The following is a 16,144-nucleotide window of genomic DNA, read 5'->3' on the forward strand; positions in this document are numbered from 1 at the left end:
GCCCCCTTTAGCTACGGTAATCTCGGTTGGTGTTTGCGGCACAAACGTCCATAAGGGCTTCGCCGCCTGCGCACTTGCAAGCGTCAGACAGGAGAATAAAACGGTCAGTATTGCATTGCTGAAAAATGTCTTTGTTTTCTCTAGCATGATTTTTATCCTTATGCCACGTAAGTAAGATTGACCAACACCCCATTGGTGTAAAGGTGATTGAGTGCTAATCCTGAATTCATAGTCTGCCCAAAAGCGCGACCCAGTTCGCTTTTACCCCAGTCGGCAAACTCATATCCAACCCCTACCTGCCAGTGGTCATTGAGCGACTTTTGCACGCCAGCCCCCAGCGTGTAGGTCAATGCGGTTTTTGTGTGGTCTGTAAAATTGGCATTGGGTAAGGCTTCAAAAATCAAGGGTGTGTTGGTGAATTCATGAGTGCGGTTAAAACCAACGCCAAGGCTCGCGCTCACCCAGGGCATGAGCCAATAGCCTTTATCAAGCAGAAGTTTTCCTTTTGCCGCTATGCGCGTGTTGCGTACTTTATATTGGTAGCTGTAATTATCAAATTGAGGGTCGGCATCATCCCAGATAATGCCCTGAAGATGGGCACTGCCGGTGGTGGTCACTGCCAGTCCCAATTGACCCAACCACTGGGAGGATAATGACTTTTGTATCCCCACAAACAGCTCACCTGATGCTAATGCATTGGTCGATTTTCTGGCCGCATACGTCTTTTCAATTTCCGGAGCCAAATAAAAAGTCTGAGTCTCCCCACCACGAGCCCAAACCGGGCCTGCGCTCACAGAGCCTACCCAGGTCCAGTCTTTGATGGCCATGACAGGCCCCATAGTGCCAGCTGAGGCTGTACTTCCCAGCACTCCTGCCGTGATGAGAGAAAGAACTAAGCGATGCTTCATAAACGTTCCTTGTATAATACAAATGATTTATTAAATGGACTTAAACAACAGGCAGCGGCAATCGATTTCAATAACAAGCGAATAAATGGACTAATACGCATCGCTGAATAAAAACTGAGCAAAAGGATAGGCAAGAACCCTGAACAAAGGAAATACACACAATAAAAAATAATAGAGGACATTGAAAATAAGGAAAAAGCTATTGCTGATTGCTGATTGCTGATTGCTGATTGCTGGCAATCGTCCCGTCATTGGACCTTACCAGCAATCCTTTTTTGATATCTAATCGATAGTTCATTCCCTGCATCAGCAATCCTATATTTTTACTTGGCGTTAGTGAGTATTGAAAAATTACTCTTAATTATGATACTTTGTTCATGATTTAAAATCAAAAAAATTCCTTCGATTTTTATTCCTCAAACTTGCCCAAATCATTTCGCGACAGCGACTGTGTGCCGTAGATGCACAGAACGTGAATTTAAGGAACGAATTTACCTCGAAGCATAGAAGCTATAGAAAAGATGGCGGTAGTCCCGCCGAAGCAAGCGACCAAGAGCGGGCTTGAAACCACTTCATGTGGCGTATGTTAAGAGCATAGGTCATGAGCGATGAAGAAAAGTCAGAATAGATCTGGCAGGTGTGGAACAGAAAGACGAATGTAAATGAACCACTGATGACGCGTCGATAGCGCGTGATATTGACATCGAAACCGGGGGCAAGGTCGTACTTCCGGGAAGAGTTTATGAGCGAACTTGGGTGCTGCATAAATGGTGTCCGGCGTGTAGGTGGCGTGAGTCTGTTTTCGGGCTTTTCTATGGAACTGCGGGAACCAATGTATTGATGCCAAGGGAAAGGTCAAATTGCAGAAACAATGAGGCTGATAGTACTGATGCAATACATTGGGGCGGAGCAACTCGTATTAGTGTTGAAGTCACTGTAATGGTGATGGAGCGAAGGGGTTGCGTTAAGTCGTTAGCATTAATGTACAACTGGAAGCAGGATGACATATTAGTGACAACAAAACCATTTAACATACCAAAACAACTTGTCTGGCAAGCTTATAAATTGGTGCGAGCCAATGCTGGCTCTGCTGGTATTGATAATCAATCCATTGATGAGTTTAGCCAAGACCTCAAGGGCAACTTGTATAAGCTATGGAATCGCATGAGTTCAGGAAGCTACTTTCCACCAGCGGTGAAAGAAGTAGCTATTCCTAAGAAACAAGGCGGTGTGAGAAAATTAGGTATACCTACAGTGACGGACAGAATTGCGCAAATGACGGTGAAATTAATGATGGAGCCGCTTCTTGAACCGCACTTTTTGAACGACTCCTATGGATATAGGCCTAATAAATCCGCCTTAGATGCGATAGGCGTTACAAGGAAACGGTGCTGGGATTATGACTGGGTCGTTGAATTTGACATAAAAGGTCTGTTTGACAATTTATCCCATGAACTTCTCATGAAAGCAGTGAAGCATCACATCAGCGACAAATGGATAGTGCTGTATGTGGAAAGATGGTTAACTGCACCAATTCATGATCCACAAGGAATATGCCTGCCGAGAACGGCCGGCACGCCGCAGGGCGGCGTGATCAGTCCTCTATTAAGTAATCTGTTTCTGCACTATGCATTTGATCACTGGATGACAAAACATCACCCGGAGTCTCCATGGTGTCGGTATGCCGACGATGGGCTTGCCCATTGCCGGACACAGCGAGAAGCAGAGGAAATGCTAAAAGAGATTGATGATCGATTTAAGTCTCGTGGTCTTGAAATTCACCCTGACAAGACAAAGATTATCTATTGCAAAGACGGAGCACGGAAAGGACGATATGGAAATAAATCATTCGACTTTCTAGGCTATACGTTCAAAGCAAGACGAGTCAAAGTCAAGTCAAGAAACAGTTTCTTCATTGGCTTCACTCCGGTGGTATCATTAAAGGCCGTGAAGGCAATGACATTGAAACTGCGGAGGGGCAGCTGGAGAAATAACACTTCCTTGAGTCTTCAAGAACTGGCTGACTTCATCAACCCGATGCTAAGGGGATGGCTTGCGTATTATGGAAAATACTCACGATCCGCTATGTATCGAGTTTGGCGGTGCGTCAACAATATGTTGTTGGCCTGGGCAAAGAAGAAGTATAAATCATTGGGGAACAGCAGAACCAAAGCAGGCAAACTAATGGAACGAATCCATAAAGAAATGCCTACGCTGTTCATTCATTGGCGCGAAGGTATGTTCGGTGCGTTGACTTAATGGGAGCCGGATGATGCGAGAGTATCATGTCCGGTTCTGCGAGCGGCTGAGGGGGAAGTTCCCTCGGTCGACTCACCAAGTTATCAGTGAACGCAAGAAAAAACAAACAATAATAAGCTATATCCAGCAAGGGCTGAGCTTTAGATAAATTATTGAATTAAGAGAGAAGTCAAGTGGTGTCCCAAAAATTATCCACAAGCGAGTGGTATAAAAATGGATAATTGAAACACTAAGGTAACAACAAAATAATTAAAAAAACAGTCTTGACTGGGGTGTTTTTTGGAAAATACTAGGGTCTGTTGACATTTCACCTGCCGCCTACATGCCGCAGCTTGTCCGCGGCATCCAGTAGATGGTTAATCAAAAGCCACGCTATCTAATCCTTTGATTAATTAGAGCAAACCCCTAATATGACGGTTCTGACACCAAAGTATAAAACGAGTTTGCAATACTTAGCGTTATACTCAATGACGAGTTTTGGTCAAAGCTGAAGGTGCGTACATCTCGTCCAGTAAGTGCTGCACTTATGGTTAATTGCTCGCCTACTAATTGTACCCATCACCAGAATCTCCAGTAATACGGATAACAATCACGTCAGTCACTGACATAAAGTCTCGCTTCTTGCATTAATTGACGCATGTGTCTTACTGCCTCCTTAAATCCACAAAATAAAGCGCGGGCAACAATAGCATGTCCTATGTTAAGTTCAAGTAACTCTTTTATTGCGGCAATCGGTTTTACATTATGATAGTTCAACCCGTGTCCCGCATTAACAATCAGCTTTAAACTCACGGCATAACTTGCCGCTTGTCTAATTCGCTCCAGTTCGTGACTTTGCTTCTCTATGCAGGTTGCATCTGCATAGCAGCCAGTATGTAACTCGATTACTGGGGCACCAATTTCTGCAGCAGCTTTAATTTGCTCCCTATCGGGATCGATGAACAAAGACACTTCACTACCCATGTTTTGCAAACGTCTCACCGCATGTTCCACTGTCTTCTGGTGAGTTAAAATATCCAACCCACCTTCCGTAGTTAATTCTTCACGTTTTTCAGGAACTAAACAAGTATGCTCGGGTAAAATTTCTTCTGCAAAATCAAGCATTGCATCAGTGACCGCTAATTCAAGATTCATTCGTGTTTGTAACACTTGTTTAATTAAGCGAACATCACGTGCCTGAATATGGCGCAAATCCTCTCGCATATGGAGAGTAATGCCATCAGCCCCCGCTTCTTCTGCATCCATTGCTGCCTGAACCGGATCAGGATAGCGTGTTCCTCGAGCCTGGCGCACTGTTGCAATATGATCAATATTAACGCCTAACAATAACTCTTTATTCATTCTGCACCATAAAAATATAAAAAAAAAAGTATAATAGACTTCTTTGGAATATCAATATGTTAACACTTACCTGTATAAAGTACGTGCTTTGATCTCTCTACCTCCCAAAAGATGATCTATAGCTGATCTCATCATTTGTTTTGCTGATTTTAATAAAGCTTCATCATCTAAATTATCCTCTGCAAGAGCAAGAAGATGTTCACCAGGGATGCCTTTACTGACACATATAAATCCCTCACCGGCAACAAATTGGTACTGACGACTGGCATCAATTAAAGCTCCGGATCGAGCCTCCTGAGTCAAGGAGAAAGAGTATCCACAAGTTTTAAGCAAGGTCCACTCAAAACGGCGCAGTAAAGACTCCACCTCCAGGCGATCTGAAGCCAATGCCAAACCATTTAAAGTCATTAAATATGCATTAAACAATGACTCATCTGGAGATGCTGGACTCAATGCATAATAAAGAAGTTCGTTAATGTACAATCCTGAAAAAAGAGAGTTTCCTTCCAGGTGGAGCATGGGAGAGATGCTTTCAATAGTTCGAGTATAGTAACGATCATAACGATCATCAATCTCTACCCATAAAGGAGTAAATGCTTGCAAAAGAGACTGCTTTTTGGGGGTTCGCCCTCCTTTGCAAAGACACTGAATCAATCCTGACTCACGAGTAAAAAAACTCACTCTGGCACTGGTATCTCCAGACCACTGTTTGTGTATAACCCAAGCCTGTGAAGACTTAGTTGTCATAGCCTAGTTGCTTTAAGATGCGTTCATCATCCGCCCAGCCTGACTTAACTTTACACCAGCATTGTAAAAAGACTTTTTTTCCCAACATTTTTTCCATATCCAGACGAGCATTTGTCGCCATTTCTTTTAATTTTTGCCCTTTATCACCAATGACCATACGTTTGTGATTATCTTTTTCTACCAGGATCAAAGCATGAATGCGCACCAGATTCCCTTCATCTTTAAATGATTCAATATCTACTGTAACTGAATAAGGTAATTCCTGACCACAAAAGCGGAAAATTTTTTCCCGAAGTAATTCGGCGCATAAGAATTTTGTTGATCTATCCGTAAACTGATCGTCAGGAAATAAATGTGGGCCTTCAGGTAAATAAGCAATTAATTTAGCCTGGAGGTCATCCACCTGCACTCCAGTTTTTGCTGATACAGGAATAATTGCAACAAAATCATGCCGTTGACTCATTTGTTCCATCCAAGGTAATAATTGAGTTTTATCAGTGATTTTATCCACTTTATTTACTACTAGAACACAAGGAACCTGCGACTGTTTGATTAAACCCAATACGTATTCATCTTCTTCTTCCCAATGAGTTCCATCTACCAAAAAGGCAACTACATCAACATCGCGCAGTACACTAATAGCCGTTTTATTCATCATGCGGTTCATCGCCTTTTTGTTACCCTGATGAATACCAGGGGTATCCACATAAACAAACTGATGCTCCCCTTCCGAACGGATCCCTAAAATACTGTGTCGTGTTGTTTGTGGTTTTTTAGAAGTGATACTTAATTTTTGCTCCAAAATACGATTGAGTAATGTTGATTTCCCTACATTTGGTCTACCTACCAAAGCAATATATCCACAATAACTAGCCATTAAAATTGATTCCTGTTTACTTTTAAAACATTTTATCAGTCACGCCCTAAAACTTCCAGCCGTAAATGAAGATAACCACCGTTCTATTGGAGTTCGGCCAGGTTTTTTCCTGGGTAATTGGGTGGCTGATAGTTTGGTGCAGGGTACTTAGAAGAGATTTAGATACCCTCTTCCCTAAATTAGCTCGTTCATTCATGAGTTTTAGCTACCGGCACGACTACTGTTACACAATATCTACTCGTTTTCCACTTGCTATTTACTCTAAACATCAAGTAATCTGAATTCTATAAAAACAAGGAATGGTTTTTATGCTCGACTTTCAAACTACCGATGGCCAAACAAAGGTTATCATTCCATTACAAATCAGACCCTATAGTCATAAAGCAATGCCTACAATAACGGGAAGCGCTTTCAGTGAAGAAGCAGGAACAGTATTGTATGGACTGTACGAGATGGAATATCTCCTACCTGAGGGAGATAGAATAAGATTAATAGCGAACCATCATCAAAAAACTGTACAGTTAATGTTGTTTACTCACAATCCCCAATTGTTAAAGCTTCTTCCCGGAGAACGCCCCTCTTCACTAGTTGCAGACATAATCAATAGAATCCACCGCTATCAGATTCGTTCCCAGAGTTACAAAAAACCACTTAGTTCCGCCCAACAAGAGAAACTTCAACTGGCCAGGGAATGCATAAACTCCCTGACTCTTCTCTTAAGAGAAGAGCGTCGTTTAAAAAGCCTCGACTATATAGGGCATGAGGAGTTAAGAAGAAAAGTTCTTTCACTTATTGAGCTCTGTAGGGATGGTAACCGAATGTTGGCTAATAACCCCATAATTTCAGAGGGTACCTTTGGTTATTTGCTCTACGATGCACATAAAGCGGCACAACATTATCAGTTCAATCGACTCCATGCTGTTTCTCGACAGGATCAGATGGATTTCACGAAAATAAAGAGTAACAAAACCAATCAAGCCCCCCCCTGTTTTGTGTGGGACAGTGAACTGCATATTGGACATAACAGTCATGATCTGGATGATGCATTAAGAACGATTTGTCAACATTATCAATTGACTCCTGCGAATAATCTAAGTGAGCTTTCTGCAAACAGATTTGCAAAACTGGAAGATTTTTTTCGTCAATTTTGGCGCGACGGACAAGATTGGATGGAGTATTTGTCGATCACTGACAAGCCATCTCATAAAACAGATATCTCTCATCGTTCTGACGGAGTTTCCATCACACAAATCACCCCTTACTATAAGTTTAAAGGGCTTGCGCAAAAAGGTTATGTCAATTTAAATCAATTGATTAAGGATCTAACAAATAGCAGTCAAGAACCAGTTCATGCAAGAACGATCAAAGGGGCAAAAAAAATATTAGGGTGTTTACCAAATAATAATTGGGTAGCATTAACAAAACATCAACAAATCATTCTGCGCCTGGATAATAAACTGGTTCAAATCAGATATTTTATTAAAGATAATCTTTTTTACCCCTTACCTGAGGGCCAGGATTTATATATTTTGAGTCAGGTAAGTAAGCGACACCTTTATTTTCCTGAACGATTCGGTTTAAAAATTACTGCCTTCATTTCACATTTGCCTACATTTTTTAAAAGTTTTTTCAAGAGCATAGGACACTATATAGCTCATGATTTACAAGAGGAATTTTTTAATCAGGTTCATGCAACGCATCCGCACAGCGACCAGAACTTCAATACACCCAGCAGCTTGCCCCCCAAAAAGAGGAGTTCTTTGCATGAGGCACTGGAAAATAATGGACTGTTAGCCAATGGGCAAACACTTGAAGAATTTATTAAGGAACACATAAACAACAGCCCATATGTTATTGCTCGTGCCAATCACCCACCTAGTCCACCGGCCTACGATAATCCCTTTCATCGCGCTTTGGGACTTTTTCGTCATATAGCACGGCTGTTTATAGATACTGGGGAGCGCAATCCTATAGTTGGTACTTTAGCTATGGGGGCTTACGTGTATGGTGCAGGAGCCATCCTGGCCCCCAATACCTTGGCTGATGTCTTAACAAAACTGCATTTAAAAGGTTTAATTGCCGGCATTGAGCCAACTCAGAGACTGGCACATTGGATGAGTCACGGCACAAGGGCAGAGGCAGCTTCTGCATCAATAACTTATTGGCAAGCAACAGTTGCTAGCGGCAATATGGACAAGTTTTTTATAGATGCTGTAAATATTCTTAAAGATGATCTCGCGGAAGTAGCAATTATTGCTTCCCTGGCATTAAGTCTCGGATACGGTATCACTAAAGCAATACCCTCTCTGCAAAAAGAAATGGGTGATTTTCCCTATACCAACTACGCTGCTTTAGGCGGTAAAGGTGGTACTGCACTATACGATACTATCACCCACCCAGGAAATGACTGGTTACTTGGAACATGTAAATGGTTTTTAAAAGGTGTGATTAACGTAGGTAAATTAATCGTTGCTCCATTTTTTGAAGGATATTATTATGGCTATCAGAATGGTTTTCTCCGTGGATGGTGGAAAAGTGGCCTCTTGGTAAAACGACTCACTAAACAGTTTTTTGCTACTATTGCCGATTTAATACTTATAATTTTGACTATCCCTTTACTTGAGATTAGCTCTCTTTTAATTCATATCCCTTTTCGCGGCATTACCAATATTTTTCGTAAGTTATTGGCAAGCCTTGGCAACGTTAAAACTATAGGTCAGTTATTCCTGAGTTTTGCTGAAAGACCCTCTCTCAATAATTACCTCTCTGATTTTAGAATATCACGACTTTATGGCTTCACCTCTCCATTTGGTTATTTTTCCAATCATCTCTTAATCAATATAGGAATTAATACTCTTCGTTTCATTTTTTTACCCCCTCTCCAACTGATTAAAAATATTTTAATCCTCCCCTTTTTTGATCTGGCTTCACTGATTTTTCGTTTGAGCCTATCGATTATTAATCCCACAAGTCGTATTTTTGCCTATGCAATAGGTATAGTACTCGATACTCTTGGAGATGCTTGGGATAATTCACTGGGTTTTTTATTTTCTTCCAGCGCAACAGGCCTCACCATAATTTGCAATTGGCTGGATACTAAAATAGGTCAATTAAAACAATATTTGCTGTCGCTCATCGAAATTGCTCGCGGAGAATTATATAACTGGGCTTTTGCTGAAGAAGATAATCACACACATTTAGCTTTAAATGAGCAAGAGTATTACTGCAGCCAACCCAGACGTTTTGAATTAATTCCTCATAGCGAGAGCCACTGCTTGTTACATAAGTTGCTGGATAAAGGGACGGACTCATACCAAACAGAGAGTTTAAATCAAGAGATATATTACGATAAACTGTTTAAATCCCTCTCTAAAACCACCAGTGAAACTGCCGATCAACAATTTTGTACCGTACAGCCATCTTAAAAAATCATTCGATTTGCAAAAAAAAACACGTACCCCTAAGATGCAATATGAAGGTTTAATAATTTCTCGTTTCAAAGTGGGTTTGTAAATAATAAAAATCATGCCAACTGGTGTTTTATTGTTCAATATTGTGTATAATTAAATTAATCGGGGCAACGAGGAAGGTACTTATGTCTAAAGACCAAAATAAAAGTATAGATCAGAATCTTAAAAACCCCACTGCTACAGAAAAATCTGTCGACCTCGAAACTCAAAACAAACTTGTCCCTGAAAAAATTCCCGTCTTAGAAAAATGGGCTGATTTGATTACTAACAATATCGACAATCCCGATCAATCCCCTACTATTAAAATCAGTCGCTTTGGTCTAAAAAACTCAAAAGATGTGGTGGCTTTTTTACGTTCTCCAGCTGGTGACAGTGTGATAGCGGAAATTGGTACCAAACTTGCAGAGGAAAAGTCACTGCGTCAATACGAGCAACTCCAATTACGCGAAAAACAATTAATGATGAATCGCCTTAAAGCAGCATTTTTTCTTTGGTACATTGAAAAAAAAGCACATGCCGCTGATCAGAGAAGGGAAATAATTCTCGACCAAAATGAAAAAGCGATAAAGAATAGTGGACACACAACGCAACCCACAACACCACTAAACCCTTCATCAGATCGCACTAGTCTGATGAGATCTATTGCTGATTATGATCGTGCTATTAGCACCTACCAGAATAGACAGGATCAACTTCTAAACGAACATAAAATACTTAATACACGACTAAGTAAACTAGATGACCAAATGAGTATGATAAATTTCAAATATGATTTATATGATACCCAATTAAATGATTTTGATGACAGTTTGACCATGCTGGAAAACGCACCGACACCTGACAAAATTGCTGAAATACAATCTAAAATAGATTTAATCCAGGTACAGATGGATGAGATACAGAATAGAGTCAATGAGTTAACCAATTTAAATCTACACGATGAAACTGCCTCTTTAATGAAAACGCACACCAGTTTAGGCTTAGAGCGAGAGCAGTACTTAGAAGTAATTTCTGTAGATGCTAAAATTCAGTCTCAAATAGATTCCATCAGTATTGAGATGGATGAAATACTGGAACAGGTTGATGAGTTAATAAAATTAAATCAGGATGAGAAAGCAGCAACATTAATGAAAAAACACACCAGTATGGGCTTAAACCGTGCCAGACACTTTGATATGCTTGATGTACGAAAGGGTAACAAACATTATGTTACCCTTGATGGAAAAACAGAGTTAAATGGACAATCTGTCTCCTTTAAAGACGCTCATTTTGTTCTGAATAAAGGCCAACAAATTATTAAGGATGGAGATAAGCATTATCTTCTCCAACCAGGACAAGATTGGGAATCGGTAAAAGACAATCAAGAAGCTCTTAAGACAGCCCAGGTTGGCTTTGAACAAACAAAACATGAATTAATGGTGGTGGAAAACCTGGTGAAGCTTAACAAAGGATTAGAATCTACATTTACCAAAACACAGATTTTAGAAGTACATTCTAAAATTAAGAACATCGAAACCGAAGAAACCCTGATAAAAAATCAAACTGGTCTTATTCAAGCATCCAGAGCCAGTGCTCAAAATTTGTTAGATAATCCTAATTTAGGCCTTACAGCCCCAACCCCAACAATTACCCAAGGTAGTGCAAAACCTGCGCCCAAACAAACCCAGACTTCTCCTACCCTGTTATATAAAAACAAACTGGAAGAATTCAAAAATTCGCCAAGTGTGTCCCAAGCTGACCTGATGAATCTTGTCACTAAAGCCCCTGGGGTACATACCCAAGCAGCTACAGCCTATTTGCAAACGGAATTTGGTAAATCATTTTATAAAAACATGCTTAGGACTGCTCCTATTCCTCACTTGATGATGCAATCGTTACTCAGAAATCTTGAGCGTTTTGGTGTCGATCCAACAAAACCTTCAGTTACACCTATTAAAGGACCATTAGAGAAACAATTAGAGAAACCATTAGAACCAGAGTCAAAAAATGAATCTCGTAGCCAATTAACACCACTGTCTACGAATCCATTTAAATAATCTATTTAAAATTGCCTGGGCCTGATGACAAGTCATCAACATGATACTCAAAGCAAAAGGCTGGCTTGTGAAGTGGTTGATTTGGCTAATACCCTGTAGACAAGGAAGAACGACTTAATCACGCGAACAAGTCACGTTATTGATTAATAAAATTTATTTAGAGTATTGTTCGTATAGACTGCTGGCTTCCCGACTTATTAGTTAAAGACTTTCTTATAAACTGATAAAAAGCTCTATTTAATTGGTTTGCTTTTGTCTTTAATCTACTTGCCAACTTAAGACATCTCTTCTAACATGGAAAAATAATGTGACATTCACGGAAGTACACCATGATTATAGATAAGTTTTTGGGTAATCAATCAGTCATTGTATCACTTGATGTTGATAATTTCTTATTTCAACGATTAGAGCAAATCATTGATGCAGGTTTCAATTTGATTGAGATTAACTCTACAGAGCAAGATCTGTTATCTCAGATTATAAAGCAATACCCAAATATTAAGACAGGAGCTGGTGGCATTATAGATACTCAGCAATTAGAAATCTGTTATCAGGCTGGAGTTCATTTTGCATCCAGCCCTGGACTTTTACCAGCAATTGCACAAACAGCTAATGTTTATTCAATGAATTATTTACCAGGTGTTGCAACTATATCTGAAGCGATGACAGCAATGAGTCTTGGCTATCAACACGTACGCCCCTTCCCTGCTACCTTGGACTTTTGTACCCTTCTTAACAACGCCCTTCCCAGTCTGAATTTATTCCCCGCTGAAATTGAATGGGAAGATGCAGAGCATTTTATGAATTTACCAGCTGTCGCAGCAGTAACTATCCACAACCCGGATCAGAAGCAGCTCAATGCTCTGTCATCAGCAGTTTTGATTTGAGTCAGCAGAATTATAAATTACAACCTAGAACTCAATTGTCCTCTACAGGTTCAAGAGGAGTGATGAGCCACATAATAAGATAAACAATTAACGCAGTACCACCAGCCAAAAAGAAAAGAACAAAAATTAATCGGATCCAAAGAGGATCCACTTTAAAATAATTGGCTAATCCACCGCATACTCCTGCAATTTTTCGCTCTTTACGAGAGCGCCATAACCTTCTGTAAGGTGTTGATTTTTCCATATGCTGCTCCATAAATATCTAACCATGTACGTTGATTATTTCAACTACTGTCTTTTAATTGTATGTCATTCGTAATAAATTATCTTAATTTAACAAGAAATAATTAAAGATCACTCTCTGTGAATCAGTAAATCCAAAACAAGGAAAGCAGCACCGATACAAATAGCACTATCTGCTATATTAAATGTAGCAAAATGGTAGTGTTTGTAATAAACATCAATGAAATCAACCACGTAACCCTGAACCCCTCGATCAATCAAATTACCAATCGCTCCACCCAGGATAAGACTTACACCAGCTGATTGAAGCCGAGCCTGATTAGGAGTCCGCCACAACCAGATGATAAGAATGGTACTGACTACAAGGTTAAAACATGCAAAAAACCAACGATGCCAATCACCAGCACCACTTAAAAAACTAAATGCAGCCCCGGTGTTATAGGCCAGTGTAATATTTAACATCGGGAAAATAGGCATCGGTTTGTACGGTGTAAATGAAATTGCGACCCAATATTTAGTTAATTGATCAGCAATTATTACAATAGTACTAAGTAAAAACCAATACCATTTTTTCATATATAATGTCTCACTTCATCCTTTCCACTGATATTGCCCAGACAACGCATACATAATTCTGGATGCTCTTTATTCTGCCCTACATCCGGAAGCCTATGCCAACAACGTGCGCATTTCTCATGGGTGCTCGCCATAACTTCAATAGAAACGCCGTATTCTGTTGTAGTTAGTTCCTTAGCTGCAAGGCTCATGGGATGTACCGTTGCACCTGAGGTGATCAATAAAAAGCGCAACTCCTCTCCCAAACGAGTCAACTTTGGCAATACGTTAGTGTCGGCATAAAGAATAACTTCCGCTGCCAGAGCTGAGCCAATCGTACCTTTTTGCCTTGTTTCCTCTAACGACTTGTTTACCTCATCACGAATTAGATGCAATTGCTCCCAATCTGCCATATTAATTGTATCGATTGCTGGCCACGAGGTGTACCAACTCTCTGTAAAAATCGAATCATTGTTAAACCCGGGAATAGCTTGCCATATTTCTTCCGCTGTAAAGGACAAAATAGGTGCCAACCATAAAGTAAACGCTTTAACAATATGATACATCGCAGTTTGGCACGAACGCCTTGCCTTGCTTTGTTTTGCCGTGGTGTATTGTCGGTCTTTAATCAAATCCAAATAAAAACTTCCCATATCTACTGCACAAAAATTGTGAATTTTCTGATAGATAACATGGAATTGGTAGTGTTCATAAGCACTGATAATCTCTTCTTGTAAGAGCTGGCAGCGTTTTAAAGCCCATCGATCTAATTCCAACATATCATTAACTGAAATACAATCCTGAGCCTCAAAATCGCATAAATTGGCTAATAAGAAACGGGCTGTATTACGAATTCGTCTGTAAGCATCCGCGTTTCGTTTAATGATCTCATCAGAAATACTTACTTCATGTCTATAATCAGTAGATGCAACCCATAGACGTAAAATATCAGCTCCATACTGGCCTACCAGTTTGTCCAGGGCAACGTAATTACCTTTGGACTTAGACAGTTTCTTACCTTCAGCATCCACTGTATAGCCATGAGTTAATACTGTTTTATAGGGTGCAACCCCATACATAGCCACCGCTGTAGTTAAAGAAGAATTAAACCAACCTCTGTGTTGATCAGAACCTTCGAAGTAAACATCAGCAGGAAAATCTAAATCACTGTTTTGTTTCAAAACACTATAATGAGAGATTCCAGAATCCAGCCATACATCCATGGTATCAGTGATTTTATCGTAGAATGGAGCATCTTCACCCAGCAATTCAGTAGCATCTAATTCAAACCAGGCATCAATTCCTGATTGTTCAATAATAAGCGCTACCTTTTCAATAATCTCAAGGGTATCAGGATGGAGTTCTCGTGTTATGCTGTGCACAAATAAAGGCATAGGAGTACCCCACGCCCTTTGCCTTGAAATACACCAGTCAGGTCTATTTTCTACCATATTGCTAATGCGTGCCTTACCCCAGTCAGGAACCCAATTCACCTTATCAATTTCAGATAAGATAGAACTTCTAAGGTCACTTTTATCCATAGAAATGAACCATTGAGGCGTAGCCAGAAAAATCATTGGTGATTTATGGCGCCAACAATGGGGATAACTATGCCTAATCATGTCCTTAGACAGTAACCTTCCCTTTGCAGTCAGTACTTCCAAAATAGGTTCATTGGCCTTTAAAACAGAAAGGCCAGCAAAGAGCTCTACATCCTCAGCAAAACAACCGTTGGCTTTTACTGGATTTATTAATGGCAAACCATAAATTTTTCCAGCCATGTAATCATCAGGACCATGTGCTGGGGCGGTGTGAACAGCCCCGGTACCTGATTCAGTAGTAACATGCTCGCCAAGGATAACCGGAACCTGGCGATCGTAAAATGGATGCTCTAATTTTAGATTTTCAAAAGCTTTTCCTCTAGCCAAACCACATATCCTATAATCGCTTAGTTTATAGCGTGCCATAACAGACTCCACCAGCTCTGTAGCTACTATAAAGTAGGCTATACCCGCGTCAACTAATGAATATTCAATCTCAGGGTGTAAACATACAGCCTCATTAGCAGGTAAAGTCCAAGGAGTTGTTGTCCAGATAGGAAGAGTTAACGATTTAATTTCTAAATTTGCTTTAAACTGATTTAGAAATTCGCCTGCATTTACGGCCAAGAAGGCTACATCAATAGAAGGAGATGTTTTTTCCTCATAGTCTACTTCTGCCTCAGCTAAGGCAGAGCCACAGTCAATACACCAATGCACCGGTTTAAAACCTTGCTGGAGATGACCATTTTTAATCATTAAACCTAAAGCCCGTACAATATTGGCTTCATATTTAAAGTCCATAGTAACATAGGGATTAGACCAATCACCTAAAACACCAAGACGTTGAAACTCTTCTCTTTGAATATCAATTTGACTTGTCGCGTACTCACGACACTTAACTCGAAATTCTCTTGGAGATATTTTGACCCCAGCCTTACCAACTTTTTTTTCCACATTAAGTTCAATAGGCAACCCGTGGCAATCCCATCCTGGTACAAAAGGTGCGTCATATCCGCTAAATGATTTGGATTTAATGATAATGTCTTTAAGAATTTTATTCAGTGCATGCCCACAGTGCAGGTGACCATTGGCATAGGGAGGACCATCATGTAATATAAATCGCTGGTTGCCTGCACGTGCCTTGCGGATTTGTTCGTAAATCCCTTTTGCCTGCCACTCAGCTAACATTTCTGGCTCACGCGTTGCCAAACTCGCCTTCATTGGAAATGAAGTATTAGGAAGATTTAATGTATCTTTGTATTCAGCCATAAGTGTCTACT

11 protein-coding genes are annotated in these 16,144 nt (G+C 40.3%); 4 read left to right on the forward strand and 7 right to left on the reverse strand.

Features of this window, described 5'->3' with window-relative positions; all coding sequences use genetic code 11:
- Positions 1-158: 158 nt before the first annotated feature.
- On the reverse strand, positions 159-908 hold the full coding sequence (locus HRS36_RS11175) for an outer membrane protein (RefSeq protein WP_173235454.1): 750 nt from the start codon (positions 906-908) through the stop codon (positions 159-161).
- Positions 909-1,748: 840 nt separating this feature from the next.
- Between HRS36_RS11175 and ltrA the strand changes: the two genes are divergently transcribed.
- On the forward strand, positions 1,749-3,167 hold the full coding sequence (gene ltrA, locus HRS36_RS11180; RefSeq protein WP_226905451.1) for a group II intron reverse transcriptase/maturase: 1,419 nt from the start codon (positions 1,749-1,751) through the stop codon (positions 3,165-3,167).
- 594 nt (positions 3,168-3,761) lie between these two features.
- Here the strand turns inward: ltrA and pdxJ are convergent.
- The 3 genes from pdxJ to era form a co-directional block, all read right to left on the reverse strand.
- Positions 3,762-4,508, reverse strand: a complete 747-nt coding sequence (gene pdxJ / locus HRS36_RS11185) for a pyridoxine 5'-phosphate synthase (protein WP_173237371.1) — start codon at positions 4,506-4,508, stop codon at positions 3,762-3,764.
- A gap of 66 nt (positions 4,509-4,574) precedes the next feature.
- Positions 4,575-5,255, reverse strand: coding sequence for a DNA repair protein RecO (gene recO, locus HRS36_RS11190; protein WP_173237372.1), 681 nt, complete (start codon positions 5,253-5,255; stop codon positions 4,575-4,577).
- Complete coding sequence (gene era / locus HRS36_RS11195; protein WP_173237373.1) at positions 5,245-6,132, reverse strand: GTPase Era; 888 nt, start codon at positions 6,130-6,132, stop codon at positions 5,245-5,247. The genes recO and era overlap by 11 nt, the downstream gene beginning before the upstream one ends.
- A gap of 308 nt (positions 6,133-6,440) precedes the next feature.
- Here era and HRS36_RS11200 point away from each other — a divergent pair, with 308 nt between their 5' ends.
- The 3 genes from HRS36_RS11200 to HRS36_RS11210 all read left to right on the forward strand — a co-directional run bounded on the left by HRS36_RS11200 (position 6,441) and on the right by HRS36_RS11210 (position 12,525).
- Positions 6,441-9,557 (forward strand): hypothetical protein, encoded by a 3,117-nt coding sequence (locus HRS36_RS11200; protein ID WP_173237374.1) that lies wholly within the window; start codon positions 6,441-6,443, stop codon positions 9,555-9,557.
- A gap of 170 nt (positions 9,558-9,727) precedes the next feature.
- Entirely contained in the window at positions 9,728-11,638 is a 1,911-nt protein-coding gene (locus tag HRS36_RS11205; RefSeq protein ID WP_173237375.1) for a hypothetical protein, read from the forward strand.
- Between the two features lie 329 nt (positions 11,639-11,967).
- The gene (locus HRS36_RS11210) at positions 11,968-12,525 is read left to right on the forward strand and encodes a bifunctional 4-hydroxy-2-oxoglutarate aldolase/2-dehydro-3-deoxy-phosphogluconate aldolase (RefSeq protein WP_173237376.1); all 558 of its coding nucleotides are present in this window, start codon (positions 11,968-11,970) and stop codon (positions 12,523-12,525) included.
- 31 nt (positions 12,526-12,556) lie between these two features.
- Here the strand turns inward: HRS36_RS11210 and HRS36_RS11215 are convergent, their stop codons facing one another.
- The 3 genes from HRS36_RS11215 to ileS all read right to left on the reverse strand — a co-directional run bounded on the left by HRS36_RS11215 (position 12,557) and on the right by ileS (position 16,133).
- On the reverse strand, positions 12,557-12,769 hold the full coding sequence (locus tag HRS36_RS11215; protein WP_173237377.1) for a PspC domain-containing protein: 213 nt from the start codon (positions 12,767-12,769) through the stop codon (positions 12,557-12,559).
- A gap of 110 nt (positions 12,770-12,879) precedes the next feature.
- A complete protein-coding gene (gene lspA, locus HRS36_RS11220) occupies positions 12,880-13,344 on the reverse strand; it encodes a signal peptidase II (RefSeq protein WP_173237378.1) in 465 nt (154 codons plus the stop codon).
- Complete coding sequence (ileS, locus tag HRS36_RS11225; RefSeq protein ID WP_173237379.1) at positions 13,341-16,133, reverse strand: isoleucine--tRNA ligase; 2,793 nt, start codon at positions 16,131-16,133, stop codon at positions 13,341-13,343. Before ileS ends, lspA begins: the two co-directional genes overlap by 4 nt.
- Positions 16,134-16,144: the final 11 nt, after the last annotated feature.

It is taken from the genome of Legionella antarctica, from assembly GCF_011764505.1.
Classification (GTDB): domain Bacteria; phylum Pseudomonadota; class Gammaproteobacteria; order Legionellales; family Legionellaceae; genus Legionella; species Legionella antarctica.